Origin of the sequence: Nocardia sp. GP40 (assembly GCF_050434125.1) — a bacterium.
In the GTDB taxonomy this organism is placed as follows: Bacteria; Actinomycetota; Actinomycetes; order Mycobacteriales; family Mycobacteriaceae; genus Nocardia; species Nocardia albiluteola.
Window position 1 is genome coordinate 249149 of the sequence record NZ_JBNPVW010000002.1, and the last position, 22942, is coordinate 272090.

The 22942-nt window shown below is 68.4% G+C and carries 15 protein-coding genes; all 15 read right to left on the bottom strand.

Annotated features, from left to right (window positions below; translation table 11 throughout):
* Positions 1-123: 123 nt before the first annotated feature.
* The 15 genes from ABH933_RS05705 to ABH933_RS05775 all read right to left on the bottom strand — a co-directional run bounded on the left by ABH933_RS05705 (position 124) and on the right by ABH933_RS05775 (position 22935).
* Positions 124-324 (bottom strand): DUF5988 family protein, encoded by a 201-nt coding sequence (locus ABH933_RS05705; RefSeq protein WP_215915123.1) that lies wholly within the window; start codon positions 322-324, stop codon positions 124-126.
* A gap of 105 nt (positions 325-429) precedes the next feature.
* The gene (locus tag ABH933_RS05710) at positions 430-1974 is read right to left on the bottom strand and encodes an acyl-CoA carboxylase subunit beta (protein WP_215915122.1); all 1545 of its coding nucleotides are present in this window, start codon (positions 1972-1974) and stop codon (positions 430-432) included.
* Entirely contained in the window at positions 1974-7322 is a 5349-nt protein-coding gene (pks13, locus tag ABH933_RS05715; protein ID WP_429418217.1) for a polyketide synthase Pks13, read from the bottom strand. The genes ABH933_RS05710 and pks13 overlap by 1 nt, the downstream gene beginning before the upstream one ends.
* Before the next feature lie 67 nt (positions 7323-7389).
* Complete coding sequence (fadD32, locus tag ABH933_RS05720) at positions 7390-9312, bottom strand: long-chain-fatty-acid--AMP ligase FadD32 (RefSeq protein WP_429418219.1); 1923 nt, start codon at positions 9310-9312, stop codon at positions 7390-7392.
* A gap of 174 nt (positions 9313-9486) precedes the next feature.
* Positions 9487-10539, bottom strand: coding sequence for an LLM class F420-dependent oxidoreductase (locus tag ABH933_RS05725; RefSeq protein WP_429418221.1), 1053 nt, complete (start codon positions 10537-10539; stop codon positions 9487-9489).
* A gap of 154 nt (positions 10540-10693) precedes the next feature.
* Positions 10694-11686, bottom strand: a complete 993-nt coding sequence (locus ABH933_RS05730; protein WP_429418223.1) for a cutinase family protein — start codon at positions 11684-11686, stop codon at positions 10694-10696.
* Positions 11683-12225, bottom strand: a complete 543-nt coding sequence (locus tag ABH933_RS05735) for a DUF732 domain-containing protein (protein WP_429418225.1) — start codon at positions 12223-12225, stop codon at positions 11683-11685. Before ABH933_RS05735 ends, ABH933_RS05730 begins: the two co-directional genes overlap by 4 nt.
* 99 nt (positions 12226-12324) lie before the next feature.
* Positions 12325-14544, bottom strand: coding sequence for an alpha/beta hydrolase-fold protein (locus ABH933_RS05740; protein WP_429418227.1), 2220 nt, complete (start codon positions 14542-14544; stop codon positions 12325-12327).
* A gap of 191 nt (positions 14545-14735) precedes the next feature.
* The gene (locus ABH933_RS05745) at positions 14736-15794 is read right to left on the bottom strand and encodes an alpha/beta hydrolase (RefSeq protein WP_429418229.1); all 1059 of its coding nucleotides are present in this window, start codon (positions 15792-15794) and stop codon (positions 14736-14738) included.
* A 312-nt stretch (positions 15795-16106) separates the two neighbouring features.
* Positions 16107-16550 carry an alpha/beta hydrolase-fold protein gene (locus ABH933_RS05750; RefSeq protein ID WP_429418231.1) on the bottom strand — a complete coding sequence of 148 codons (444 nt, stop codon included), beginning with the start codon at positions 16548-16550 and terminating at the stop codon, positions 16107-16109.
* On the bottom strand, positions 16537-16605 hold the full coding sequence (locus tag ABH933_RS05755) for a hypothetical protein (protein WP_429419182.1): 69 nt from the start codon (positions 16603-16605) through the stop codon (positions 16537-16539). Before ABH933_RS05755 ends, ABH933_RS05750 begins: the two co-directional genes overlap by 14 nt.
* Positions 16606-17139: 534 nt before the next feature.
* Positions 17140-18153 carry an alpha/beta hydrolase gene (locus ABH933_RS05760; RefSeq protein ID WP_429418233.1) on the bottom strand — a complete coding sequence of 338 codons (1014 nt, stop codon included), beginning with the start codon at positions 18151-18153 and terminating at the stop codon, positions 17140-17142.
* Between the two features lie 317 nt (positions 18154-18470).
* Positions 18471-19520 (bottom strand): alpha/beta hydrolase, encoded by a 1050-nt coding sequence (locus tag ABH933_RS05765; protein WP_429418235.1) that lies wholly within the window; start codon positions 19518-19520, stop codon positions 18471-18473.
* 417 nt (positions 19521-19937) lie between these two features.
* Positions 19938-21986, bottom strand: coding sequence for a flagellar motor control protein ZomB (gene zomB, locus ABH933_RS05770; RefSeq protein ID WP_429418237.1), 2049 nt, complete (start codon positions 21984-21986; stop codon positions 19938-19940).
* Positions 21987-21990: 4 nt separating this feature from the next.
* Positions 21991-22935, bottom strand: a complete 945-nt coding sequence (locus ABH933_RS05775; protein ID WP_429418239.1) for a decaprenyl-phosphate phosphoribosyltransferase — start codon at positions 22933-22935, stop codon at positions 21991-21993.
* Positions 22936-22942 lie beyond the last annotated feature (7 nt).

The window sequence follows — 22942 nt, forward strand, 5'->3', positions numbered from 1 at the left end:
TCCCGCCGACGGTGCGGTACTGCTGCGCATCCGCTTCGATCACGATCGGGCAGGGTTCGGTCCGTTCCGGGTCTCGTTCTCCGCGTCGGTCAACTACCGGCCCTCAACCGAACCGCTTCCTCATCACTGTTCGATGCGCTCGTACCATTCGTAGACCGGAAGATTGCCCTCGGCGGTGTCCTGCCAGCGCGGAGTGACTCTGAAGCGCTCGATGCCGCCGTTGAATTGCACGCGCAGTTCAACGCCCGGCGGGGTGATCGGGACAATACGTTGCGGCAGGTCGGCCGGTCCGCCTTCTAGTACGGCCTTCGGTGAGCTTCCCATAGCTGAAGGCTCTCATATGCGGCAGGGCTGACCGGCCGAATCGGTGAAAGACACTCCGTTCACCCGTCGTTCAGGCAGGTGAACACACCCTCGTCGACGCGGCTGCTACAGCGGCAGCAGATGGTGCTTGCGCGGGTTGCGCTGGAGCTTCTTGTCCCGGAGCAGCTTCATCGCGCGGCGGATCTCCAGGCGCGTGGTCGCGGGCTCGATGACGGCGTCGACATATCCGCGCTCGGCCGCGACCCACGGGGTGGCGACGGTGGCGTTGTAGAAATCGATCATCTGCTTGCGGATCGCGTCGCGCTGATCCTCCGGCGCGGCCGCGATCTGCCGGCCGCCGATCAGGCTGACCGCGCTCTCCGCGCCCATCACCGCGATGCGCGCGGTGGGCCAGGCCAGGTTGATATCGGCGCCGAGCTGCTTGGAGCCCATCGCCGCGTAGCCGCCGCCGTACGACTTGCGCACCACCACCGTCACCTTCGGCACGGTGGCCTCGACGAAGGCGAACAGCAGCCGCCCGCCGCGCTTGATGACGCCGACCTTCTCCTCCTCGACACCGGGCATGAAGCCCGGCGTGTCGACCACGTACACCAGCGGCAGGTCGAACGCGTCGCACAGCCGCACGAAGTGCGAGGCCTTGTCCGAGGCTCGCGCGTCCAGCGAACCCGCGTACACCAGCGGCTGATTCGCCACCACGCCGACGGCGTGGCCGTCGACCCGCGCGAATCCGCAGATGATGTTCTTGCCCGAGGCCGCGCCGAACTCGTGGAAGTCGCCGTCGTCGAAGATGCGCAGCAGGATCTCGTGCATGTCGTATCCGGCGTTGTCCGAATCTGGCATGATCGCGTTCAGTTCCCGATCGGTGTCGGTGAGCTCCGGCTCCAGGCCCGGGTTGATGACCGGCGGCTGCTCCTGGCAGCTCAGGGGCATGAAGGACAGATACTCCCGGACCCAGTTGAAGGCGTCCCGCTCGTCCTTGGCGACGTGGTGGATGTTGCCGTACTCGGCCTGGTTGTAGACCCCGCCCAGCTCCTCGAGGGAGACGTCCTCGCCGGTCACCTCCTTGAGCACCTTGGGACCGGTGACGAACATGTGCGCGCTCTCCACCGCGACCACGACGTCGGTGTTGATCGGCTGATAGACCGCCCCGCCGGCGCAATTGCCCAGAATGATCGAGATCTGCGGCACCATGCCGGACAGCGGCTCGGTCAGCAGCGCCAGGTTGGCGTACCAGGCCAGCGAGACCACCGCCTCCTGCACGCGCGCGCCGCCCGAATCCTGGATGCCGACGACCGGGCAGCCGATCTTGGCCGCGTGCTCCAGCACCGCGCTGACCTTGCGGCCGAAGATCTCACCGACCGAGCCGCCGTACACGGTCTGATCGTGGGAGAACACCGCGACCGGGCGGCCGTCGACCAGGCCGTGCCCCACGACCACACCGTCGCCGTACAGCGAATCCTTGATGAACGGGTTGCGCATGAGCGCGCCGATTTCCACGAAGGAGCCCGGGTCGAGCAGCATGTCGATCCGTTCGCGGGCGGAGGGGATCCCCTTCTTGGCCCGCTTGGCCACGCCGGCTTCGCCTGCCGGTTCCTGAGCGAGTTCGAGCTTCTTGCGCAGGTCGGCAAGCTTCTCAGCCGTCGTGTTCACTAGTCTCCCTTCGCGATCGCGGCGAGTTTCGCGGACAGGTCCGCCCCGATCGTGGCAATGCGTGGCTCGTCGATGATCTGCAGGTGGTCGCCCGGGATGTGGATGATCTCCAGGTTGGGGATGTAATCGTCCCAGCCACCGTGGGGCAGGCGCTCGGCGTACCGGGGTTCGATCTCGATGATGCCGTCGTGATAGCGGTCCGCGAGGTACAGCACCGCCTCGCCGGCGTAGTGCGACGGGCGGGCCTTCTGCAGATCCCGGCCGTCGAGCCACGAGGTGCGCTGATGCTCGATGACGCCGCCGGGAATCTTCACGTCCGCGAACTTCAGCAGCTCCATGATGATCTGATACTGCTCCTCGTCCGAGGCCTCCGCCAGCTCGGCCAGCATGTCCTCGTCGAGCTCGCCCTGGATCCCGTAGGTCTTCTGCGCGAAGGCCTGGAAGCGCTCGATGCGGGCGCGCCGGCCCTCGGGGCTCGGGTCCTCGGGCTCGACCGGCAGGGCCAGATCGATCAGTCCCACCAGGCGCACGTCGTCGCCCTCGGCCCGCATGATCTGCCCGACCTGCAGCGCGAAAACCGCGCCCAGCGACCAGCCGTACAGCACGTACGGGCCGCCCGGATGCAGCGCGCGGATCTTCGCCGCGTACTCGCGCGAGCGGTCCTCGATCGAGCCCTCGATGCGCTCGAATCCGTACATCGGGGTGTCGTCGGGCAAGCGCTTGAGCAGCGGCTCGTACACCAGCGTGTTGCCGCCCGAGGGGTGGAAGACGAAGACCGGCACCGCATTCGAGCCCTCGGTGCGCCCGCGCAGGGTGCGCACGAAGCCCTCGACATCCCCGGAGCTGTCCTGGTGTTCGCGCACGATGTTCGCGATCTGCTCGATGGTCTCGCAGTCGCGCACGTCCTCGACGTCGATCTCCGCGCCGACACGCTCGGACAGCCGGTCGGTCAGGCTCTTGACGGTGGCGTCGTCCGGGATCGGCAGGGTGTTGAAGATGCCGCCCGCGGACTTGCCGGTGATGGTCGCCCAGGTGGCGTAGACCAGCCGCTCGGCGGCGTCACGCGGCGGGATGTTCTCCTCGGCGGCCTTGGCGGCGGCCGCGGCGGCATCGCCACCGAGCAGCCCGGCCGCCGGTGCAGCCGAATTCGATTCGGCCGCAGCGCCGTTCGCGGCAGCGGCAGTCTCGTCGGTCCGATGCGACTCGGCGGTGCCGTTCGTGTCAGCGGTGTTCGACTGCGCCGCAGGCGCATTCGCGGCTGCGGGGCCAGCGGCGGCCTTGGCCTGCACGGCGGCGGCGGGATCGTCCCCGGCCTCCACCGCGGCGCGGGCCGCGGCGACGAATTCGTCGTTGATGGCCAGCGCGCCGCCGTCTGCGGCCTGCTGCTGCGCCATCGCCTCCATCTCGTCGCGGTGCTCGATGGCGTAGTGCAGCACCTTGCCGACCTCGTGCAGGCTGGCGTCGCGCACCGCCTGAATCTGCAGCTGCGGGATGTCGAATTCGTATTCGACGCGGTTCTTGATGCGCATCGCCATCAGCGAATCCAGACCCAGCTCCATGAGCGGGATCTCCATCGGCAGATCCTCCACGGCATAACCCATGGATTCCGCGACGATGAGCGCCAGGCGCTCCTCCACGGTCTGGGAGCCGTAGGGATCCCAGCGCTCGCCGAGATCCTCGACGGGGGCGGGGGCGGTCTCCGCCGTCGTTGCGACAGCCTTGGTCCCGGAATCCGCAGCGGCGTCGGCGATCCCGGCCACGGGTGCATCGGGATGACTCGCGGACGTGCCGGTCACGACCGCCTCGAACAGCAGCCGGAAGGCCTCGCCCTCGTTGGCGTGCACGCGCACCGAGCCGCCGCCCAGGTGCGGGGTCAGCGTGGTGGTCAGCGTGCCGGCGGTGGGCAGCGGCGCACGTTCCACGGTCGCACCCAGCTGGACATCCGAAAGCACCTGCGCCGCAGCGGATTGCGCCAGGGCGCCGAGGTCGGTGACGGCCGCGGCCTGCACCTCCCACGCGTGCCGCCCGTCGGGCATCGCGACGTGCGAGCCGGGCATCCGGCCGCTGCCGGAACCGGTGGCGATGCTGACCTTGGGCCAGTACTCCTTGCGCAGGAACGCCGTTCGCGGGATATCCGCGTACTCGCCCGCGCCGAGCAGCGACATCAGGTCCACCCGGTGTCCCTGCACGTACAGCTGTGCCAGCGCGGAGACGACGCCCGCGGCCTCGTCCTCCTTGCGCTTGAGGGTCGGGATCAGCGCGGCGTTGTGCGCACCCGCCGCGAATGTGGTGCCCAGCACCTGCATCAGCGCAATGGAATTCGGCGCCAGCTCGAGGAAGGTGGTGATGCCGCCGTCCACGGCCAGGCGGATCGCGTTCGCGAAGTACACCGAGTGGCGCAGGTTGGTCACCCAGTAGTCGACGTCGTGCACCGGATCGTGGCCCGCGCGGTAGACCGTGGCCTTGTGCACGGTCGAATACAGGTCGTACTTCAGCCTGGTCGGCTCGACGCCCGCCAGCTCCGCGGCCAGCTCGCCCAGCAGCGGATCCATCTGCGAGGTGTGCCCCGCACCGCGGGTCTGCAGCACGCGCGCGAACTTCCCCTCGGACTCGGCGCGCGCCACGATCGCGTGCACCTGCTCCGGCGGGCCGCCGATCACGGTGTTGTTCGCCGCGGCGTAGACGGCCACCTCGAGATCCGGGTACTCCGGCAGCATCGCCTCGACCTCCGCGGCGCTGTACTCCAGCAGCGCCATATTGCGGATATCGGAGTCGGGCAACATCTCGTCGCCCTCCTTCATCAGGCGCGAGCGCGCGCAGATGACCCGCACGGCGTCCTCGAGCGGCAGGCCGCCGGAGATGTACGCGCCCGCGGCCTCACCCTGCGAATGCCCCACCACCGCACCGGGTTCGGCGCCGTGCGCGCGCAGCAGCGCGGCCAGGCCCAGCTGGATGGCGAACACGCCGACCTGCGAGGTGCCGATGTCCCAGTCCTGGGCGTCGTCGAGCATCATCTCGCGGACCGAGTATCCGGCCTCGTCCTGCACCAGCTCGTCGACCTGGTCGACGGTGCGGGCAAAGATCGAATTCTCGAGGTAGAGCTGCTTACCCATCTTGCGGTGGTGCGAGCCGAAGCCCGAGAACACCCACATCGCGTCCTTCGCGGCGGGCGAGTCGGCGGTGAACACGCCCTGGCCCGGCTTGCCCGCGGCGATGGCGCGCAGCCCGGCGATCGCCTCCTCGCGCGTGGTCGCGACGACCACGCCGCGCGAGCGGCCGTGATTGCGCTTAGCCAGCGACCGCGCCACATCGGCCAGCGGGGTGGCCTGTCCCGCTTCGGATTCCAGCCAGTCGGCCAGATCCTGTGCGGCGCGGCGGCGGCGTGAGGGTAGGTAGGCCGAGATCGGCAGGATCACCGGAAGCGGCTCGGTGCGGGCCTCGGTCCATTCGGGGACAACGGGTTCCGGTGCCACGGCAGCGACATCCGTTGCCGCATCGGCGTTCTCGAGGATCGTCTCGGCATCCGCGATCACGTCGGTGGTCTCGTCGTCCAGATCGGCGGCGCGCACCTCGCTCGCGGGCTCGGCCGGTGCGGAGACCGATGCCGGGACGTACTCCTGGATCACCACATGCGCGTTGGTGCCACCGAAACCGAAGCCGGAGACGCCGATCGTCGCCCTGCCGCTGTAGCGCGGGAATTCGGTCGGCGCCTCGACGACCTTCAGGTGCGCCTCGTCGAACGGAATGTACGGGTTCGGGCCCGCATACCGGATGTTCGGCGGAATGACGTTGTGCTGCAACGACATGATCACCTTGGCCAGGCTGGCCGCGCCGGCGCCGGACTCCAGGTGGCCGAAATTGGTCTTGGCCGAACCCAGCAGCGCGGGCTTGTCGGCATCGCGGCCGCGGCCGACGACGCGGCCCAGGGCATTCGCCTCGATCGGGTCGCCGATCAGGGTGCCGGTGCCGTGCGCCTCGATGTAATCGACTGTGGACGGGACGATTCCGGCATCGCGGTAGGCGCGGCGCAGCACGTCGGCCTGGGCATCGGGGTTCGGCGCGAGCAGGCCGTTGGAGCGGCCGTCGTTGTTGACCGCGGTGCCCTTGATGACGGCGTAGATGGTGTCACCGTCGCGCTCGGCGTCGGCGAGGCGCTTGAGCACCACCATGCCGGCGCCCTCGGACCGGATCATGCCGTCGGCATCGGAGGAGAACGCCTTGATGTGCCCGTCCGGGGCAAGGGCCCCAATGGAATCGAAGCCGAGCGTGCCCGCCGGCGCGAGCAGCATGTTCACACCACCGGCCAGGCCCAGGTCCGAATCGCCGTTGCGCAGGTCGCGAACGGCCTGGTGCACCGCGACCAGTGTGGAGGAGCAGGCGGTGTCGACGGCGACCGAGGGACCGCGGAAATCGTAGAAGTACGAGACACGGTTGGAGATGATCGCCGAGGAGCTGCCGGTGATGGCGTACGCATCCGCCGACGCGGGCACACCGGGATCGGTGTTGCCCAGCCCCATCACGGCCAGCATCATGAAGTCGTTGGTCGAGGTGCCGATGTAGACGCCCACCGGCTCGCCCTTGAGCGAGCTCGCGGGAATCCTCGCGTGCTCCAAGGCTTCCCAGGTGAGTTCCATCATCAGCCGCTGTTGCGGATCGACGCGCTCCACCTCGACCGGGGACATCGCGAAGAACTCCGCGTCGAAGCCCTTCACCACCTCCTGATCGAGGTAGCCACCCTTGACGTTGGCGTTCTCGATGGCCGCGGCGACCTCCGGCGCGGCGGTGAACTCCGACCAGCGGCCCTCGGGCAGCTCACGGATGCCGTCCCCGCCCTTGATCAGGAACTCCCACGTCGACTCCGGGGTGTCCCCCGCGCCCGGCAGCCGCGTCGACAGGCCCACGATCGCGATGTCGTGCGCCTGCCCCGGCTGATATCCGGCGGTATAGAACGAGTCGTCGGCGATCTCTTCGGGCGCGTCCGGCTCGCCATTGATGATGCGCTCGGCCAGCGCGGCGATGGTCGGGTGGCGGTACACGATCGTCGCGTCGAGCATCACCCCGGTCAGTTCCTCGATATCGCCGCCCAGGGCGATCGCGTCGCGCGATGCCAGGCCGAATTCCTCCATCGGCCGGTCCACGGTGATGTTCTCGATCGGCTGACCGGTCGCGTCGGCGACCCAGCGCTGCAGCCACTCCCGCAGCTCGGCCACCGACATGTCGGTGGCCACCGCACCCCCGGCGGCACGAGCCGGAGCGAACTCCGAACCCCCTGCCGCGGAAGCGGTGTCGGTAGACCCGGCCCCTGGGGCGGTGGTCTCGGTTGTCTGGGTGCCGTCGTTGTCAGCCATCAATCCTCAAGCTACCTGTGTCCGGGTGATGCGCGGGCAGGGAAGGACGGCCGGTGCCGCCGTCATCTCACTCTTCATCGGGTGCATCGGGGAAGGCCTGCTGGGTGTAACCACCCCGCAGCGTGCCCTCGAGATACGCGATTTTGCAGGCGTTGCGAGCGATCTTGCCGCTCGAGGTGCGGGGGATCGAACCCGCCGGTACCAACAGTACGTCGCGAACGGTAACACCGTGACGCTGCGAGATCGCGCCGCGGACCGCGTCGGCGATCGGCAGCGCGTCGGCCTTGCCCGCGCCCGGACCCCGCTCGGCCACGACGACCAGCTGCTCGGAGGAATCGTCGGCGTCGAAGGCCAGGCCCGAATGGCTGCCGGCCTCGAAGACCTCGGCGGGCAGCTGGTTGGCCGGCACCGAGAAGGCCGCGATGAAGCCGGGCCGCAGCGCCGTGGAGGCCTGCTGCGCGGAGTACTCGAGGTCCTGCGGGTAGTGGTTACGCCCATCGACGATCACCAGGTCCTTGACCCGGCCGGTGATGTACAGCTCGCCGTCGATGTAGACGCCGTAGTCGCCGGTTCGCAGCCAGATCGCGTCCTGCGGGGCGCCCTCGGCGTGGCTGCCCTCGGCCTGACGGTGCACCAGCTGGTTCTTGAAGGTCTTGCGCGTCTCGGCCTCGCGACCCCAGTAACCGATGCCGATGTTGTTGCCGTGCAACCAGATCTCGCCGACCCGGCCCTCGGGCTGCTCGCTCGCACCCTCGGCGCTGTCGATGGAATCGCCGTCGACGATCGCCGCCCATTGCGACAGCGCGACGTAGCCGCAGCTGACCTGCGGGATGGCCTTCGGGGCGCCCTGCTCGACCTTGACCACCCGGCCGGCGTTCAGCTCGTCGCGGTCGACGTAGATGACCTTGGCCTCGTCCTCGTGCCGGGTCGCGGATACGAACAGCGTCGCCTCGGCCATGCCGTAGCAGGGCTTGATGGCGGTCTTGGGCAGCCCGTAGGGGGCGAAGGCCTCGTTGAACTTCTTCATCGAGGAGGTGGTGACCGGCTCGGAGCCGTTGATCAGCCCGATGACGTTGGACAGATCCAGCGACTCACCGTTCTTCGGCAGGCCGCGCGCGGCCGCGTGCTCGAACGCGAAGTTCGGCGCGGCGGCGAAGGTGCCCGCGCCGTCCGAGACCGCGGCGAGCTCCTTGATCCAGCGGTACGGCCGCCGCACGAAGGCGCTCGGGGACATGATGGTGATGTACTTGCCGCCGATCGCGGGCAGGATCACGCACAGCAGGCCCATGTCGTGGAACAGCGGCAGCCAGGTGACGCCGCGGGAGTTCTCGTCCAGGTTGATCGCGTGGACCATCTGCAGCAGGTTGGTGCCCGCGGCCCGGTGCGTGATTTCCACGCCGGCCGGGGTGCGCGTCGATCCCGAGGTGTACTGCAGGTAAGCGATATCGTCGACACGGACGTCGGGAACCGCCCACTTCTCCCCGAGGGAGTCGGGCACGGCGTCCACGGCGATGATCCGGGGACGCTGGGCGGCGGGCAGCGCACGGAACAGCTGGCGCACCCCGGCGGCGGAGGAGCTCGCCGTCAGGATCGCCGAGGGCGCGCTGTCGGCCAGCACGGCATGCAGCCGGTCGGTGTGGCCGGGCTCGTCCGGATCGAACAGCGGAACCGAGATGCACCCGGCGTAGATCGCCGCGAAGAAGGAGATGACATAGTCCAGACCCTGCGGCGCCAGAATCGCCACCCGATCGCCCGGCTTAGTCACCTGTTGCAGGCGTGCGGCCACCGCGCGCAGCCGGATGCCGAACTCCTTCCAGGTCAGGTCCTGGTACTCACCGTCGCGCTCGCGTGAGTAATCGATGTACCGGTACGCCAGCGTGTTTGCGTCGTTGCGAGTGTGCTTCTCGACGTAGTCGACCAGGGTGCGACCCTCGGGGAGCTTGATGTTCCCGGTCTCGTCCAGGTAGTCGTCGAAAGTCTCGTCCGTCATTCCTTCTTCTCCTCCGAGGCACACGCAGCACGGCGACATGGCCGCTGTTACCTGTGAGGCCCCGACTCTCTTACGCCCGCGGCCGCTCTGTCGTGCACGAGCCTGCCTGCAGCTTTTGTGGGCGGTCTGCGCGGTGACCACCTATCGGCTAGATGTATTCAAACCAGAGACATGTTACAGAGCATGCTCCGCAGTGGTCTGCCGAGCATCACCGTCACGTAACAGTGGAATCACCGGCGCGAACACGTCCATCTGAGTCGGAAACACTCCGATATAGGACATCGACGTGAGCCGGCGCACGTTACGGATCTGCTCGGCGATCTCGTCGTATGTGCCTATTGCCACATACGGCGAGGCCAGAATGTCTTCGACGGTCAACCGGACGTCCACCTCGAGATCCGGGTGCAGGCCCTTGTCGATCGCGTTCAACGCCATCTCGGCGGTGCGCTCCCGGTCGTCGGTGATCACCACTGCGGTGATGGTCCAATTCAGCTCGATGTCGGCGAAACGATCACCGGCTGCCTCCTTGATCAAATTCACTTTCTGGATCGTCTTGTCGAGGGTAATGCCGGACAGTAGCCCCTTCCCATCGGTCGTGGTGACCGGAACGACCGAGATGATGTCGGCATGCTTGGCCGCCAGCCGCAGCATTCTCGGGCCGCCACCGCCGGTGACCAGCGGCGGACGCGGGCCCTGCCGGGGTCGCGGCGTGCCCTTGATCCCGCGCACCTGGTAGTGCTTGCCCTCGAAGTGGCATTCCTGACCGCGCAGCAGCACGTCCAGGATGGTCAGCGCCTCATCGAGCTTCTCCAGCCGCACACCGGGTGACTCGTAGGGCAGACCCGCCGCCTCGAACTCGCTCCTGATCCAGCCCGCGCCGACGCCCAGTTCCAGCCGTCCCCGCGAGAGCACATCGATGGTCGCCGCGTCCTTGGCCAGCACCACCGGGTGCCGGAAGCCGTTGGCCAGCACCGAGGTCCCGATGCGGATCCGATCGGTGGCCACGGCCAGCGCGCCCAGCGCGGCGATCGGTCCAACCTGTGGGCCGAGGTGATCGGGAATCGCGAACGAGTCGTAGCCGAACTCCTCGGCCTGCTGGGCCAGCTTGATGAACCTGCGCGCACCACCCTCCTGCGGATTTCCCTCGCCTGCCGCCGCGAAGCGAAAACTTCGCGGCAGCGTGCCCAGCGCGCTCGGCTGAGCGGCCGGCGCGGCGGCTTGTGTCATGAACCCATGCTTTCTGGCGTGTGCGGAAATTGCTGCGACGCCGGGCGGTCTGGAATGGACCGGCCCCGGCGTCGCGATCAGAGGTGCACTTTACAGCCTGTGGAGCAAACCGACTGGTTCTCGCCGGGACACCCCCGCGAGACACGCCGGACCCTCACGAATGCCGCGGGTGGGGCGCCCCGTTGATCAGCCCCTCGGCCCAGTTCGCGGTCCACTGGGTGGCCGTGATGCCGTCGGCATCCACCACGAACGAGTTGTAGAGGCTGTGAATGGGATTCCCGGCGGCGTGCACCAGGGTCAGCACGCTGGGGATCATGTTGACGGGGCTGAGCGCCTGATTCGGGGCATCACAGATCAGATCCCCCTTCGCGCAGACGGTGTAGGTGCGGTTGGCCAGCGCACCGAAACCGGCCCGGGGCCCGGTCATAGTGATGCCCGGGACATTGAGCCCCTTCAGCGCGACCTCGGCCCCGATGCCGGGCGGGGTGGCGCCGACCTCGATCGCCTGGCCCGGATCCCGCCGGCCGTCCGCGATCAGCATCACACCGAGCACCTGATTCGCCGGCACCGGCCCCTGACCCGCCCCGATATTGGTGGCGATGTCGCCCGCGATCACCGCGCCCTGGGAGAACCCGGCAATCACATAGGTCGTCAGGGGGCAGTTCTTGTACATCGTGGCCAGTTCGTCGTTCGAGCGGGTGGTGCCCTCGGTCCGGCTGTCGTTGTAGGACTGCTGGCCGTCGGGCGGGAGCGCGATCGGGTTGGAGAACTGCGCGACGTACGGCACGGTGTAGACGTCCAGGCGGCTGTTCGCGAACTGCTCCCGCACCGGCTTGGTGACGTTGAGCATCAGCGACAGCGGATTCGCCGTCGGATTGTGCGGGTCGTCGTTGCTGTTGGACTCCCAGGTGCCCGGGATCGCCAGCAGCTGCACATCCGGGCAGGAGGCGGGCTGCGCGGTCGGCGGGCGCGGTGTGGGCGGGGCGGGCTTGGGCACGCGCAGCAGCCCGGCCAGCAGATACCACGCCAGGATCACCACGACGACGATCACCGCGATGATCGCCAGGAAACTCAGGCATCCGATGCGCCTGCGGCGGCCCCGCCCTCGAAAGTTCCGGCCCCCGAACCTGTTACGTCGCGGCGTCACTTGTCGCAGTACGTCTGGTTGGCCGCGTCGGTGTAGATCTGGCCCAGCTGAGCGATCGACATCTTATTGGGGTCGTAGGACGGATCCTGGCCGGCCATCGCGTTCACGTAGGTCTGGGTCTCCTGGGCGGAGACGCCGCTCTTCTTGGCCTGGCAGACGTACTGAGCCACGGCCAGCGGGATATCGGGGGACGACGGGTTCACGCCCTTGGCCTTGAGCGCGTCCAGAAAGGCCTGATCCTTCGCGGTCAGCTTCGGCGTGCTCGGGGTCGGGGTCGTCTGGGCGGGCTGGGGCTGCTCCCTGACCGTGGTCTTGGGCGCGGGCGCGGCGGACGTGGTCGGGGCGGCCGGGCTCGGCGTCGGCGAGGACGATGCGGCGGAGGTCGTGGTCGAGGTCTGTAGCGTGGGCGTGCTCGAGGCGGTCGAGTCGTTGTTGCCACAGGCGCCGAGCAGCAGCACAGAGGCGATGGCGAGCGCCGCGCCGGCGGCGGCACCACGTCCGGCGATGATGCCGGTCGCCTTTCCACGGGTCCGAAGCATGAATTCGTATCCTCGATCTAGTCCGGGAGTCACAGGTCGCCGTCCAGGCTAGCTCTGTTCGGATGCCACCGCCGCAAGCTGGCGTGTTGGCGACGACTCTCAGATCCCGTGCACCTCGGCCTTGCCGCCACGAAAGACGATGAAACCGGTCTGGAAGTTCTGCTGCACGCCGCCCGGCACCGCGAACTCGTCGCTGATCGGATAGCCGAGCCTGCCGCGCTCGAAGCCCTGCTGCCCCCAGGCGTCCATGATCGAGCCGGTGTGCACCGCCCAGGCGCCCGAGAACGGGCTCCAGTAGATATTGCCGCCCTCGAATCGGCTGAAGCGCCCGGCGTTGGCCAGCGGCTGCTCGTCGGCGGCGGGGAAGCCCAGGAAGCTGTTCTCGAAGCCCAGCTGCGCGTACTTGCCCAGGATCAGGCCCTGGATCCGATGGGCGCCGGTCTTCGGGCTGAAGTAGACGGTCCCGTTCTCGAAGCCCTGCACGACGCCGTCCCTGTTCGGGGTCCTCAGCTCCGCTCCGGTCGGGTATCCGGCCGGTCCGCGTTCGTACCCCTGCTTGCCCCAGGCGTCGAGGATCGCGCCGCGCACCAGCTCGGCGCCGGTCTGCGGGGTCCAATAGACCATGCCGTTCTGGAAGGCCTGGAAGCGGCCGCGGCCGTCGGGCAACGGGCGCTCGTCGGAGACCGGAAGACCCAGCGGCCCACCGGGTCCCACGCTCGCCTGGTAGGTGCCGCCGATCGCGCCGGCCACCGGGTGCGCCCCGGTCGCCTGCGACCAGAACACCTGCCCGCCGTGGAAGTCCTGGGCCGTGCCGCCGGTCACCTGGTATTCGCCGCCGGTGCAGGCGCCGAGCCACTTGCCCGCCTGCGCCACGCCCGCGATCGCCCCGGCGGGCTTGCAGGCGGGCGGATTCGGGTCCAGGCCCAGGGCGCCCGCGGCCTGCTGCCAGGACTGGCGCATCTCGAAATCCCAGTACGGCCACGAGTGCGTGCCCGAGGGCCGGAACTCCGCGGTCACCGGGATCGCCAGCTTGTTCAGCTGGCTGACGAAGTTCTGGCTGGTCAGCCGGGAGAGGATCTCGAGCCCCATGCCGGTGACATTGGTGCTGACGCCCGGCACGCCGGACGGCGCGTCGAAGGCGCCCACGGTGCCCGCACCGGCCGAAACGTACAGGCTGATGCCCTTGAGCTTCGGGGCCAGCTCGTACGGGTCGTGCGCGGCCCACTCCGGGTTGGTGGGCGCCCCCCACATCTTGTTGGCGTCGAAGTTGCCCGCATCGCGCATCGCGAACATGATCGCCTGCGGCATGCCCAGCGTGGTGGTGGTCAGGAAGCCCGAGTGCGAGGCGGCGTAGCGCACCCAGCCCGGGTTGCGCCCGGCCAGGAACATCGCGGCCGTGCCACCCATCGAAAGCCCTTCCACGCCACGCACATTCGCCGCGCGCCACTGGTTCTCCAACAGCGGCGAGAGCTCCTTGGTCAGGAAGGTTTCCCACTTGTAGGTCTTGCCGTTGTCCGGCTGCGTCCAGTCGGAGTAGAAGCTGGACTGGCCGCCGATCGGCAACACCACCAGGGCGTCCTTGTCGGCGTAGAAGTCGACCGCGCCCGCGTCGTGGGTCCAGCCGCTGAAGTCGTCGGTCGCGCGCAGGCCGTCCAGCATGATCAGCTGCGGGAAGTGCATGTCCGAGCGGGTGTACCAGTCGCGCGGCAGCAGCAGCTGCACCTGCACGGGCGAGCCCATCGACGGCGAGGTGATCCACAGCGAGACCCAGCGATCGGTCAGCCAGACCACCTTCTGGACCGCGGCGACGCCCGGAGGCGTAGCGGGGGCGGCCTGGGGCGCGGGGGCCGACCGAGCCTGAGGTGCGGGGGCCGGCCGAGCCTGGGGCGCGGGGGCCGGCCGAGCCTGGGGCGCGGGGGCGGGCTGGGCCTGGGCCTGGGCCTGGGGTGCAGGTTGCGCGGCCTGCGGAGCGGGCTGGGCGGGTGCCGGTGCAGCAGGGACGGCGGGGGCCGCGGGTTGCGGGGCGGCCTGCGGCGGGAGGGGAGCGACGGGTATTCCCGCGGCCGGTGTCTCGCCGGGAGCGGGCGCCGCGACGGGCGCCTGGGCGGGTCCGTCCGCCGGGGCGGCAGGCGCCTCGGCCGGTCCCGGCGCCGGGGCGGGCGCCTGGGCTGCGGGCGCGGCGGGTGGCTGGGCGACGGCGGGGACGGTGGCGGCGGTGTACCCCACGGCCAGGGGCAGGATCACGATCGCGGACAGTGCCGCCAGCCTGCTGCGGCGCGCCAACGCGCGCTCCGCTCTCCCCCGTGTATCAGATGCCACACCTGCCACAGAAGTTTTCTACCGCGCAGAGGGTCGTTCTCCCCGGAAGACGCGCGGGCATACGCCGAGTTATCAGGTTCGGCGGAACGTACCGCGGCGATCCCGGACGACTCCGACGCCGGGACCTGCGCATAAACGACGACCGGCGTCGTGCTGAGCACGACGCCGGTCGAGGGGGCTTACGTATGGCCTCAGGCGTGCAACGCCGCCAGGATGCCGGGCCGAGCCTTGGCCAGCTCGGTCTGCCAGTTCAGCCAGATGTGCGTGCCGGTGGCCGGGAAATCGTAGGCGGCCGGGATGTCCAGCGACTCCAGCCGCGCCTGGAAGGCGCGCGTGCTCACCATCGCGATGGCCTCGAGCGCCATCGCGTCGCCCGTGTTGAACAGGCAGGCCCCGCCGCAGCTCAGGTTGTCGCGCCCGTCCGGAAGGCCGCTGCCGGAGGAGATGAACATCGGCAGGCCGCGCAGCTCCGGCGCGAACACCATCGGGTCCGAGCGCAGCCACTGCGGGCTCCACGGCATGGCCATCGAGTCGACGTTGAAGCGGCCCGCGTCCAGCATCATGACGCGGATGGCCTCGCGCATACCCGGCGCGTTCCAGTTCAGCGGGCCCGAGAACGAGGCCGCGTACTTGAACTGGTCGCGGTGGAACGCCGCCAGTCGCAGCGACGCCGGGCCGCTCATCGACAGGCCCGCCACCGCCCAGTTGCTGCGCGAGACGCCGTAGTTGGTCAGGAAGTTGGGGAGCTCCTTGGTCAGGAAGGTCTCCCACATGTAGGTGAACTTCTGGCCGTTGGTGTTGCTGGGCCCCTGCCAGTCCGCGTACCAGCTGGACTGACCGCCCACCGGCATCACGAGCGTGACGTTGTCGTTACCGAACATCTGCTGCGCGTTGGTCTCGAACGACCAGGCGTTGCGATCGTCGCGGGCACGCAGGCCGTCGAGCAGCAGCAGCGCGGCGTTGCCGCCGTGGCGCGCCCACTGCACCTGCACCTTGATCGGTCCCATGCTGGAGGGAACCATCAGGTCCTGGTATCCGCCGGGCGGGGTCTGACGGACCGGATGCGCCACCGGCGCGGCCGTGGCGATCGTCGGAACCGTGACCACCGCGGCGAGCGGCAGAGCGAGCGCTGCGGCGCCCGCAGCGAGAAGGCGCGCACGCCAACCGAACTGAGCACGTCGCCCAGACCGGACATCCTTCGACACGGGCGCCGACTTCGGCGCCGACGCGTCGGACCTGCCGAACCGCATGGGTCTTGCTCACTTTCTGCTGCTGTAGCCTGCTGTTGTAGCCATGTCGCATGACAGCAGGCGGGCTGCTGCCGAGCGCACATCACACCCCGCGTCGGAACCGAGATTTCCGACAGGGGAACGGCACGGCTACGAAGTTGGTCACACTTGCGCTCGCTGGACCATATTCGACCCGTCCACCGTTAGCAAGACGGGAGCGTACACGTGTCCGAAATCCGCCCGAGCACCTTTCGTAATCGTGTAGTGACCCTATCGCGTCCGGCCGGTTATGTCGCGGGAACCCTTCCCACAACCGGGCTTTCACGGCAATTGCTACCCGATGTTCATATTCATGTGCGGCAGCATCTTGTAGACCTCGTCGGTCCAGTAGGGCCTGTTGTGCACACCGGCGGGCCGATAGTCGAATACCGCGTTACCCGGACCGAAACCGTCCCACCGGGCCTGGAAGACGCGGGTGCTGGACAGCGAAATCGCCTCCAGCACCTCCGAATTCGTCAGATGGTGGGCGTCCTCCGGGCCGGCCACCGCGTCGTGCGGGCCGGGGCTTCCGTTACCGGTGGATATCCACAACCCGGTGCCGTGGGCGTGCAGCAGCCCGGCGAACTCCGTGGGATTGTCGCGCTGCCAGCGCGGCCCCCCGGCCGGGCCCCACATGGCGTCGATATTGAATCCGCCCGCCTCGAGCATTGCCGCGCGCAGCCTCGCCGGCATCCCCGGCCCCATGGTGTTCAGATAGCCCGAATTAGGAGGCGGCATAACGGAACTGGTCCGGGTGATAGGCGGCCGGCATCAATGCGGAACCGCCGCCCATCGACAGTCCGAACACACCGTTTCCGTGCGGATTGAAGTGCAGCCGAGCCGGCGCGAAAAATCCTGGATTTGATCGGGCCCATGCCGGAGTCGACCCAGAAATCGAATCCGGCCGGGTTGTACTTGGCCACGGCCGGGGGCGCACTCACCGCAGCGGAAAGCGGCAGCACCACCGCCAGCGCCGCAACAGCTACCGCGCGACCGAGCCGGGAAAGCCGGCGACCGCGGCGGGCCGGACCGCCGCCTTCGGCAATCGCTCCGCATACCGATCCAGACCGCATCGAACAGACCTTTCGCCCGCGCGGCCAGCGCTGACCGCGATCCGAATGCATGACGCCCGACTCCGCCCACCGCCGAAACCTCGGTATTCACCGATACTTTCGTCGATCGTGTCCGGCAGTTATCGCTGCCACACGCGAGGGAGCCTGGGATTTCCCGAAATCCCCGGGCCCGTCAACTCGCCTTGCCGACAGCACTTTTCGACGCTGAGCTTCCCTTGGGCAACAACTCATCGCGTCGCCGCGGCGGCAATATGTCAGCCGATATTGCGCGACATGTCCGGAATCATCCGATACGCCTCGTTGCTCCAGTTGATCCAGTCGTGGATCCCGTAGTTGGGGAACGAGTAGACCACGTTCCGCGCGCCGAGGGTGTCCATCCGGACCTGGAACGAGCGGGTATTCAGCAGCGCCAGGAACTCCAGCGGCATACCGAGGATCACCCGTTCGGCCGCGACGCCGATCGGCGGGGCCATATCCGCCTTATCCGGCATGGCGCTGCCGGCGGCGACCCAGAGCCGGGTGTTGTCAGCAGCCAGCCGCGGCGCGAAGACGAACGGATCCATGCGCAACCACCCGGGCCCCCAGGGCGGTGCCATGGAGTCCACGTTGTAGCCGCCCGCGTCGATCATCGCCATCCGGATCGCCTCCCGCATGCCGGGCGCGGAGACGTTGAGGTACCCCGAGAACGATCCGGCATAGCTGAACTGGTCCGGGTGGTACGCGGTCAGCGTCAGCGCCGCGCTACCGCCCATGGACACGCCGAAGACGCCGTTGCGGGTGGCCCGGAAACCCAGCCGGTCGTGCAGCGCGTTGCGCAGGTCCCGGGTCAGGAAGGTCTCCCAGTCGTAGCGGTAGTCCTTGCCGGGGTCGGACATGAACGTCTCCGTCGCACCCGATCCTGTCGACGAGCCGAAGTTGGTCTTCGGCAGGCCGAGGAACGAGCTCGGCGCGTTCCAGTTGGCATAGAAGCTGGACTGCCCGCCGACGGGCATCACCACGTTGATGTTCCAATTGGCCAGTACCTCGGCCACATTGGTCTCGATCTCCCAGCCGTTGAGGTCCTGCCGGGCGCGCATGCCGTCCAGGGCGTAGACGACGCGGTCGGTGTTGCCGTCGCGGGCGCGCAGGATGCGGGTCTTCACCGGCCCCATCGCGGCGTTGGTCACCCAGAAGTCGAAGGCCCGCGGATCGAAGGCCGCGCGGGTGGGAGCGACGTCGCCGAACACCGCGACACCGAGCGGCAGGGCCACGGTCAGCACCACGGCCACCGCCGTGCGCCACAGCCACCTCGGAAGACCGGGACGACCGAACCGGTCCGCGGCCGGTCGGGGGCGAGCGGATCGAGCGGGGTCTGGCTTACTGGGCGCAACTCGCATCGGGCATCGCCTTTCGCTCGGACACCCGGCCCGCACTAACCCTGCGGACCGGCACCGGGGTTATTCAACTCCCGAATTATCCCGAAGAGTGATCAGCGACACCGGCAAGTCGGAGGCCGTGTCTCGATAACAGCAGCGAATTTGCAGCAAAAACCCGCAGTGACGAGAATCACTGCGGGTTTTCGCGCTGCCGGCGATCGCCGGGACGATCAGCCGATGTGCGCCGAGAGGTCCGGGATCATCTTGTCGACCTCGGCCTCCCAGTTGTGCCAGTTGTGCACGCCGAACGCCGGGAAGTCATAGATGGCGTTGCCCGCGCCCAGGCTCAGCATCCGCAGCTGGAAGGCCCGGGTGTTGGCCAGCGCCAGCGTCTCGAGCGGCGAACCCTGGATGACATCCATCGCGTTGTTCACATCGCCCGCGCCGGGCAGGCCGCTGGCCGCGGCGACCCAGAGCCGGGTGTTGTTGGCCTTGAGCATCGGCGCGAAGACGAACGGGTCCATGTAGTACCACTTCGCGCTCCACGGCGGCGCCATCGAGTCGATGTTGTATCCGCCGGCGTCGATCATCGCCACGCGCAGCGCCTCGCGCATGCCGGGTGCGGAGATGTTCAGGTAGCCCGAGAACGCTCCGGCGTAATTGAACTGATCCGGATGGTGCGCCGCCAGCGTGAGGGCCGCGCTGCCGCCCATGGACAGGCCGAAGGCGCCGTTGTGATTGTTCCGGAAGCCCAGCCGGTCGTGCAGCGCATCGCGCAGGTCGCGGTGGACGAAGGTGTCCCAGTCGTACCGGTAGCTCTTGCCCGGCCCCTGGTCGAAGATCTGCAGCGCACCCGATCCGGAGGACGAACCGGTGGCCGCGGACAGGCTGTTCGACCCCGAGGCCGACCCCGACGAGCCCGCCTGCGGCGGAATCCCCAGGAAGGCGCTCGGCGCGTTCCAGTCCATGTAGAAGCTGGACTGGCCGCCGATCGGCATGACCACATTGATGTTCGCCCTGGTCAGGGCGTTGGCGACGTCGGTATTGATCTCCCACCCGGACAGATCCAGACCGGCGCGCTCGCCGTCGAGCGCGTAGACCACGCGGTCGGTGTTGCCATCGGCAGCGCGGAAGATCCGCGACTTGATCGGGCCCATCACCGGGGAATTGACCCAGAAGTCGAATCCGGTCGGGGTGAACGCGGCGGTTGCCCCGCCGGCCTCGGCCAGCGACATACCCAGCACGGTCGCCAGCGCCACTCCGAGCGCGGTTCGCTTCATCCAGGTCCGCCGTTGCGTACCCTGCTGAAGCGACCGTCTCCGACGTCTTTCCTGCGCCCAACGCACAGTCACGCCTCGCATATTCTGTTCGGCCTTTCGTTGTGCGGCCGGGCTCGGCCGCTCCTTGCGGGCCGCCCGGGGTACGCCAAATGCGCAACCGCCGAGGCGGAAGTACTCGCTGAGCTTATCGTGAGCACGATACCCGGACGTTACCAAAATGAGACGAAGTGGCGGAAAACGCAGTTTAGAGCCGGTAACGACCACGTCACACGACCCGGAACCGCGACCTGCGGAAAGTGCGGCGACAACCACGACTCCGGGCCGGTCCAGCCTGCCCGATCCGACGCGGGACCGGGGGCTGGTCGGCGAAAATACACAGCTACGTCACAGCAAGCCGGGGTAGCACCGGCCCAGGCCCTACTTGGGCGGGGCCAGCGCCGGCGGAGGCGGAGGCGGGGCCGGATCGACCAGGTGGCAGCGCTCGATCTCGTACTTGGGCACGCGGTCGGTGCGGTACTTGGTGAAGGCGTAGGCCTGGAGCAGATTGTGCTTGAAGCGGTCGAACGTCAGCGGGCCCCGCGAGGACGCGAGCATCGCCTGGGTCTCCGGGCAGGCGATCGCGGTGCGCGCCTGCCTGACCCAGCGCTCGTCCATGTACCAGGGCATCCACGGATGCTGATCGACCATGCCGCTGTCGGCCACCACCCAGTCCGGGTAGAGGTCCTTGTCGTGGCCGATGCGCCCGTCGGCGAGGCGGTCGGTGTGGGCGGCCAGCGGATACGCCAACCCCTCCTGATCGATGACCTTCACGTCCAGCGGCACATTCATGCTGGTCATGCCGAGGTTCAGGAAGTAGACCGCGTGCGGGTATCCGCCCGCCGGGATCGGCAGCGGTGGCGGGGCGATGTACCAGAACGTGAACGAGGGGGAGTTCAGCAGCACGCCGCCGTTCGGGGAGCCCTCGATGTCCTGGACCATCGCCCGCATCCGCGGATAGTCGAGGTAGTCCTCGGCCAGGATCGGATGGTCGTGGCCGCCGTTCAAGACGTAGAAGATGCGCTCGTCGACGATGCCGTCCGCGCTGACCCCGCCACCGGCCTTGTTGCCGGTGGTGTTCGCCGCGACCAGCGCCCAGCCGATCATGGCCAGCCACAGCACCGGAAGCGCCAGCGCCCAGGCCGCGCTCGTCAGGCCCGCGCGGGCCTGCCCGACCGTGCCGAACCGCCAGACCGGCAGCACCGACACCGGCAGCATCAGCATGTAGAGCGCGGGCAGCAGTTGCCGGCCGTGCATGAAATCGCCGCCGACCTTCAGCTCGAAGACGATGTCCAGCAGCGCGCCGACGAGTATCAGCACGACGACCGCGCGCGGGGTCCGCAGCTGGTGGCGCAGCCCCAGGATCCGTGCGAGCCCGCGTGCCACGGCGTTGCGCGACCCCGCGCCGGACGCATCCGACTGCGCCGCAGCGTCGTCGGCCTTCGCCGGCACGATTTCCGGCTGCGGCAGCGCACTTTCGGCCCGCCGCGACCGCACGAGCGGCACCGCGACCACCGTCAGCATCAGCAGCGGCGCCCACAGGTAGTACGGCCCGGTCAGGTCCCAGACGTACTTGAAACCCTGGCCCCACTTGTTGCCGCTGGCCTCCTTGGCGATCGCGGTATTGGGGACCAGCAGGCCGTAGTAGCCCATCCGCCAGATCTGATAACCCAGCGGAACCGCGCCCCCGACCACAACGGTGCACGCGCGCAACACGATCGGCCCCACCCGGGAGGCCGGCATCGGGGCGAGGAACACCAGCCCCAGCGCCAGCCCGCCCAGCATGGTCATCTCCGGGCGCACCACCCAGCACAGCCCGGCCCAGAACACCAGCCCGAAAAGCAGTGCCAGCCGCGCCCTTTCGGCCTGGCTCCAGCGAATCAGCAGGTACCACAACACGCCCAGCCAGAAGATGACCAGGCAGTTCTCCAGGCCGGAGGTGGCGAAGTCGCGCGCCGGGGGCACCGCGATATAGACGATCGCGCCCGCGGGCAGCAGCAGCTGGGCGGTCGCGCCGCCCCACAGCCGCGCCGCGCCGAGCATGGCGAACAGCACCGCCAGCAGCGAAAGCGCCAACGCGGTAAACAGACTCACGTACTCGAGCCTGGCGTGGGTGATCCAGCCGAAGAACCAGATCACGTAGGTCCACGCGGCGCTGGTGTTGGTCTCCACCCGCTCACCCGCGTTGAAGACCGGGCCGTTTCCGGCCATCAGGTTGCGCACCGTGCGCAACACGATCAAGCCGTCGTCGGCTATCCAGCGGCGCGCCCAGGCGCCGCAGGCGAAGGTGACGATCGTCGCGACGATCCCACCGGCGAGTACGGCTCGGGAGGCCAGCGCGAAGCGCTGGGCGGGATCTCGTAGTCGGGCGCGCTCGGGCGTATCGCCCGATACCTCCGCACCCTCCCGCTCTCCCCCGTCTGCCAGCATCTCGTCAGGTGAGATAGACAGCGACAACTACCGCTCCGATCCAGGCGATGGCCAGGAACTGCAAAACGCGGTCACCCAGCGCGATCTCTTCCGGTTCACCGGCCTCGCCACCATCGACGTCGACCGCATAGCGCAGGACTGCGATGGTAAACGGAATCATCGAGATGGCGAACCACTGGGTGTGCTTGTGATCGGTTTCGAACGCCCACAGGCCGTAGAACACCACCATCGCGGTGGCCGACAGCGTCCAGACGAAGCGCAGGTAGGTGGGCGTGTAGTACTGCAGCGACCGGCGGATCTTCGCGCCTGTGTCCATGGCGATCTTCAGTTCGGCGTAGCGCTTGCCCGCCGCCATGAACAGCGAGCCGACCGCCATGATCAGCAGGAACCACTGGGACAGCGTGATATTCGCCGCCGCACCGCCGGCCACCGCGCGCAGCAGGAAGCCCGAGGACACGATGCAGATATCCAGCACCGCCTGGTGCTTGAGCCCGAAGCAGTAGGCCAGCTGGATGCCGATGTAGACCGCCATGGTGATGGCCAGCTGCCAGGCCGCCAGGAACGAGCCCGCGATCGAGCCGATCAGCAGCACGACCGACAGCGCATAGGCCAGATTCACCGGCACGATACCCGCGGCGATGGGGCGGTAGCGCTTGGTCGGGTGCGCCCGGTCCGCCTCCACGTCCTTGGCGTCGTTGATCAGATAGATGCCCGAGGCCGCCATGCAGAAGACCACGAAGGCGATACCGATGTGCCAGTCCCTGGTCACGTCCGCGATCGCGTAGGTGCCGTTGGGCAGCTTGCCCGCCGCCAGCGGCGCGGCCAGCACCAGGACGTTCTTGACCCACTGACGCGGCCGCATGGTCTTGATCAGGCCCCCGACCAGTGTCTTGGGCGGGCCCTTCAGGACGGCGTCGTCGAGGTCGGTGCCGGTCGGCTCTTCACTCATTTCAGCG

Coding starts and splice junctions, on each gene's coding strand:
- ABH933_RS05750 (WP_429418231.1), bottom strand. CDS start 16,550: ATGCCGCCTCCTAATTCGGGCTATCTGAACACCATGGGGCCGGGGATG.
- ABH933_RS05765 (WP_429418235.1), bottom strand. CDS start 19,520: ATGAAGCGAACCGCGCTCGGAGTGGCGCTGGCGACCGTGCTGGGTATG.
- ABH933_RS05735 (WP_429418225.1), bottom strand. CDS start 12,225: ATGCTTCGGACCCGTGGAAAGGCGACCGGCATCATCGCCGGACGTGGT.
- ABH933_RS05725 (WP_429418221.1), bottom strand. CDS start 10,539: ATGACACAAGCCGCCGCGCCGGCCGCTCAGCCGAGCGCGCTGGGCACG.
- fadD32 (WP_429418219.1), bottom strand. CDS start 9,312: ATGACGGACGAGACTTTCGACGACTACCTGGACGAGACCGGGAACATC.
- ABH933_RS05745 (WP_429418229.1), bottom strand. CDS start 15,794: ATGCGGTTCGGCAGGTCCGACGCGTCGGCGCCGAAGTCGGCGCCCGTG.
- pks13 (WP_429418217.1), bottom strand. CDS start 7,322: ATGGCTGACAACGACGGCACCCAGACAACCGAGACCACCGCCCCAGGG.
- ABH933_RS05775 (WP_429418239.1), bottom strand. CDS start 22,935: ATGAGTGAAGAGCCGACCGGCACCGACCTCGACGACGCCGTCCTGAAG.
- ABH933_RS05705 (WP_215915123.1), bottom strand. CDS start 324: ATGGGAAGCTCACCGAAGGCCGTACTAGAAGGCGGACCGGCCGACCTG.
- zomB (WP_429418237.1), bottom strand. CDS start 21,986: ATGCTGGCAGACGGGGGAGAGCGGGAGGGTGCGGAGGTATCGGGCGAT.